The following is a 5,053-nucleotide window of genomic DNA, read 5'->3' on the forward strand; positions in this document are numbered from 1 at the left end:
GCCGCGGTCGGACCTGTTCTACAAGCTGGCCACCGCCGAGATCACACCGAGGAACAGCGCGGCGTTGGCCAGCTTGTAGAACAGGTCCGACCGCGGCACAGCCGACGGGTCCGGGCTGATCCGGCTGAAGTCGAAACCATCACCCGACGGCTCGGGCGTCGGCGTCGGCGCCAACAGCGCCGCCACCGCCGGGGCGCGCACCGTCAGGGCCGCCGCAAGCTGATGCAACACGATTAGTCCTCCCCGTTAGAGGCCGACGATCCCGGACCAAGGACAGCCGCTGGCTCGACCGGACACCGGTCGATCACCGCCGCGGCAACCTCGGTCAACGCCGACCGAGTGGCCTTACTCAGCGCCCGCGGGTCAAGCGGATCCGCCCGCGCAAGCCCCGGGTCATACGGCACCCGCACCAGCTCCGCAGCAGCCTGCCGCGCCAACTGCTCCACCGCCCGCACCTCACGCGCCACGGACGGCGAGGTCGCCATAACCACCACCACCGCCCGGTCCGGCACATGCGCCAGGCCCGCACCGCGCATGTGGGCCAGCAGCCGCAGCGTGTGCTGCACCCCGTCCACCGTCGCCCTCGACACCAGCACCGGCACCGTCGACCAGCCCAGCGCCCGCCACGTCGATGTACTGTCCGCCGTCGGCAGATCCAACAGCGCCAACCGGTACACCGACCGCAGATGGCCGATCACGCCGAACATCTCCGGCCACGTCGGTGGGCGCCGCTGCGCGGTCAACTTGCTCTCCCCAACCAGCACCCGTAGCCCCGTCGGCCCTACCTGCGTCAACCGCTCCGCAGCCCCGCCTTCCGCCAAGCCGGCATCCGCGGCCACCGCGTCCCACACCGTCGACGAGCTGCGCCGGGCCACCCGATGCTCCAGGCCACCCCACGCCCGCAAGGTCGCATCGACCGCTACCACCGGATCGGGAACAGCAAGAGCCAGCAGCCCGCCGAGCCCGACGGTCAGCGCGGACCGCCCGACGCCGCCGTCCGCCGAGGACACACACACCAGTGGACAGCCCGCACGCAGCGACGCCGCCCGCCACCACAGCGTCTCCACCCGGGTTCCCGCGCCGAACTCTCGCGGGATCTCCCGCACCACCGCCTCACCGACAAGGCGCGGCCCCGAAGGCACCGAGGCCAAGGCCCGGGCCGCGATCTGTTCGGGGGTGGGAGCCGGCGGGAGGGCCCTCTCCCTGCCCGCCAGCTCCCCCTGCCCACCGCCGCGCCCGCCCGAAGGCGCACGGGCGGCGAGCTGTTCGGGCTGCTCGTCCGATGGACCTTGCACGTCCGCCTCCCCGTAAGGCTTGCCGTACAGCACAGACCGACGTCGACATCGACGCGGCCGGTCCCCCGTTACTGTCACGGCCTGGACGCTGACCAGACGAAGCAGGCCCTACAGCGACGACGTGTCCCCTCCTGCGTCGCCGCTCGCGGCCGGGATGCCATCTCGCGTACGGCGACCCGATCCGCTACGCTCCAGGCAACTCCAGTTCGGGTTTAACCGAACCGCAGTTGCGAGCGATACTGAGAGCTAAGCACAGGTCACAGAAGAGCGTCAACCGCAGTTTTTGTTGTGGCCAACTGTGGTTGGAGTTGGGGGACTCCATGAAGGACACACCAGCCGACCAGGCCGAGGCCGCAGCCTCACACCTGATCCAAACGAGGCTCCGAACCCTCTTCGAGGCCAACACCGAAGGCCGGCCACCCTACACAGAGGCCGAAGTTGCCCGGGAACTCACCAAAGCCGGCCACCGCATCACCGCCGAAGGCATCCGCAACCTGCTGCGCGCACCTCGAATCAACCCCAAAGCATCCACGCTCCGCGCGCTCGCCCAGTTCTTCGACGTACCCGCCGGCTACCTACTCGGCGATCAAGAAGAGCCTGAAGAACACAGCCGGCGCGTCCGCGTGATGGCACGATCCATCACCAAGCTCTCACCCGCCGCCCAAGACGGCATCGCCGTGATCATCGACAACCTTCTACGGGTTGAGGAAACCGCCCGAGGGGGCGACAGCAAGACACCACGCCACCGACCTGGCTCTGAGCAGGAATCAGACAACTCAAGGCAATAGGCCCCCATTTGCTTGGAGCGCCTCGCAGCCGGCGACGGCAGCCGCGGCCTGCGTCCAGCCTCGCCAGCCCCAGGAACGTCGTGGTCTGCTCGCAGCAGCCGATCGTGGCACACGGGACCGACAACTGTTTACCCTCACGCCTCACCGAAGTAGCTCTCCTCCTCGCCGAGCAGCAGCGGCATGTCGTACACGGACATTTCCCGCCGAGCGCCTGGCGGTGCGCGGTATTCGTTACCTGCTGTATTCGCCAGCCCAACATGAGGCCTCTGGCACGCTCTCTTGAAGCCGGCGGCTGCCCATGACGCCTGGCTACCGGACCGCTCGGTCAGCGGCCATGAGAGTGTGCGTTCCGGCATATGCCACAGAATGCCTACGACGATCGCCAGATTCGGACACAGTGGTGATCGACTCGGGCCTTTGTCGAGAGTGTATCATTCGAATTGGCGAAATGAGCGAGATTGCTGCAGCCGTGTAACCTTAGAAGTATGAGTGTAGGCGATAGCGCTGCAGCCTTCAGGTTGGCATTGATGGGGGTGACGGCATCACGTAATCGGGCGTGGCTCCCGCCTCGCGATTCCGTAGCCCGTTCTGTGGCGGAGTTTGGGATTTCTTCACTGGCGGAGTCGGTAGATCCCGATGGCCCCTTCTCCTGGCGAAATGGATCCGCTGCAATGCGCGACTGGGTTAAGTCTGTTAAAGACCGGAAGGATGGAGTTGCCGTCTTCACGGACACTACGATGCTGTACTCATGTCAGCGCGTTGTCGACATGGCAGACATGCCGTCGCCCGCCGCTCTATTCGATCTTGGAACACTGGTCCGCTCGGTAGTTCTTTATGATCACGTAATGCACTTCGCAGGATCTTCTTCGGAGAAGTGGAATGAACAGCTCGGCGAAAGGGTTTTTGTTCCACTCGACCGTGGCGTTGCGAGAACCAGTGGTGAACTTGAGGTAAAACCAGTCGGATATGCGCTGGCCAACATCGTGTCCAGCGTGCTCAAAAGGATGGAAGCGCTGCGCGAAAACGCTAGCCCGCTTGGGCGTGAGGAGCTAGCGCAAGCCGCTCGCGTGTGGAGTACTCTCCTGGGCCGACGGATCGATCATGACGATTTGATTGGTGACTGCCTACACCGTACTGTCTATTCGGGACTGTCGCCAACCGCGGACGTCTTTCTGGACTGGACTCGTATCAGTGGAGGCGATTCGGATTGGTCTACAGGTGAATGCGAAGACGAATCTGGATTTCTCCGCGCCGTGGTCAGTGAAGCAAATCATCGCAGCCTAATCAATTCGCAGATTGCCGCCATGCTTGAGGTTCCATATTCAGCCTCAGCATTTCGTGCACCATTTAGAGCGCTTGAACATAAAAGAATGGTGGTAGCGGAGGAGAAGATCCGCTCCGTTTCGGTAATCCAAGAGGCGGTACGGAAACGCCGAGAAGAGGAGTCGTCCACCCTCGAGTTGCCAGTTTTCCTATCTGCACTCCTCGGCAGGATCAATTCATTAGATAATTTCTGGGAAGAGCTGGCTTCGCTTCGGGCTGAAGCTGGCCCTTTCCGGCGGCGGCGACGAGAGCTGGAGGAACATCTCGCCGATATTGGGTCAAAACGAGAGAGTCGTATGCGTGGGCAGATTGCGAAGGCAGTCGCGCGTGAGTCTCAAGGACTTGTCGCTCGGCTACGCGTCCCAGTTGCGGGCGCGGCAGCTGCCACGGTCGCCGCAGCGCTATCCGGACCTGCTGCAGCCGTACTTACAGCAGTTGCAATGTTAAGTATGTGGGAGAAGGTAGATTCCGAGACATACGAGATGCTAGTGGGTAGGTTTCGTCGACCCTACGAATCGTTTCTCTCTAACATCGGCGAAGAGTCCGCCGCGATGCTATCCGGTTTACCGAGAGTGGCACGCTTGTGGCGTATCCCAGAGCGTAACCTGCATTCTCACGTTGCGTTCCTGGAGAGAGCGCGCGCAGCCGGGCTTCGATAGCTGGCACTCCTTTGAATATCGAAGGAGATATGACTGGAGTCGCCCAACATCATGGTCGGTCGCCAACTCGGCAAACTCGTTCGCCTGATCATGACGCCGTCCCAGGCCACGTTCGAGACCCGCACGAAACAAACCGGCTCCGTTCGGGTACCTACGGGGTCGCTGGAGCTACCGATTACGCTGATAGGGTGGCCTGCCAGTTGAGCCTCAACCGGCCGTGCAGCGACGATGATTGCGTTCGCGCTGACCGGGCGCTAAAGATCGCAGGCCGAGTCACAGCGCTATTGTTGTGCCGGAACCTCTGTTGGCAGTTCACGAGACCGCTGCGCGAGCACGGAAGTGTAAGCGTCGATGTTCATAGCTGAGACCGTGCCCATCTGTTGGAGCCGGGCAAGGAGCCGCATCGCGAAGAAGGCTAGACCGACCTCGGCGTCCGCGGTGACGAGGCCGGGATCCGCGCTGGTGTGTTCGGGTAGCTCGAACGCGCCATGTTCGAGACCGCAGCCGAGGTCGATGCGCTCGTCCTCGGTGAGATTGTCCAAGCCTTTGCGCAGTGCGGGGCCGAAGGGTGGATTCCAGCGGCTCCGGCAGGCCAGCAGGCCACTGAGGATTCGCGGCGGTGGCTTCGGATTATTGACGGTGCCGCCTGCGTGCACGATGGGCGCGGTTGTGCGATGCAGCTGGCGGACGCTGGCCGCCTTTTCTCCGGCCTCGCGCAGATATTCGAGGTTGAGTTCCTGCTTGGCTTCGAAGACGGCGTAGACGCTCTCTGCGGGCAGGAAGAGAGCATCGCCCATCTCCCAGAACAATGAGCCATTTTCATCGTGACGGCGCAGGTCACGGGCGGTGTGGGAGGCCGGTGTCCAGGTAGGACGAGGCTCCCGGTAAGACAGCAATCGACCAAGATCAGATGCCCCAACCGGGAGCCTCGCTGTGCTGTCTTACCCTGCCGCGATTCCGTTGTCCACCCGCAGCCTGAACCACCTCG

The 5,053-nt window shown here is 63.4% G+C and carries 5 protein-coding genes; 2 read left to right on the forward strand and 3 right to left on the reverse strand.

Going from position 1 to position 5,053, the window contains the following annotated elements; all coding sequences use genetic code 11:
• Positions 1-18 precede the first annotated feature (18 nt).
• Both ABD52_RS40435 and ABD52_RS36120 read right to left on the reverse strand, forming a co-directional pair.
• Entirely contained in the window at positions 19-231 is a 213-nt protein-coding gene (locus ABD52_RS40435) for a hypothetical protein (protein WP_047894702.1), read from the reverse strand.
• Between the two features lie 2 nt (positions 232-233).
• Entirely contained in the window at positions 234-1,328 is a 1,095-nt protein-coding gene (locus ABD52_RS36120; RefSeq protein ID WP_047894703.1) for a hypothetical protein, read from the reverse strand.
• A gap of 287 nt (positions 1,329-1,615) precedes the next feature.
• Between ABD52_RS36120 and ABD52_RS38800 the strand changes: the two genes are divergently transcribed.
• A complete protein-coding gene (locus tag ABD52_RS38800) occupies positions 1,616-2,083 on the forward strand; it encodes a hypothetical protein (RefSeq protein WP_082171458.1) in 468 nt (155 codons plus the stop codon).
• A 485-nt stretch (positions 2,084-2,568) separates the two neighbouring features.
• The gene (locus ABD52_RS39585) at positions 2,569-4,065 is read left to right on the forward strand and encodes a hypothetical protein (RefSeq protein WP_143025365.1); all 1,497 of its coding nucleotides are present in this window, start codon (positions 2,569-2,571) and stop codon (positions 4,063-4,065) included.
• 281 nt (positions 4,066-4,346) lie between these two features.
• Here ABD52_RS39585 and ABD52_RS39590 read toward each other — a convergent pair whose 3' ends face one another.
• Positions 4,347-4,874: a DUF6602 domain-containing protein gene (locus tag ABD52_RS39590; RefSeq protein WP_151016174.1), complete on the reverse strand. Its 528-nt coding sequence runs from the start codon at positions 4,872-4,874 to the stop codon at positions 4,347-4,349.
• Positions 4,875-5,053: the final 179 nt, after the last annotated feature.

The organism is Micromonospora sp. RV43, assembly GCF_001029515.1.
Taxonomy (GTDB): domain Bacteria; phylum Actinomycetota; class Actinomycetes; order Mycobacteriales; family Micromonosporaceae; genus Micromonospora; species Micromonospora aurantiaca.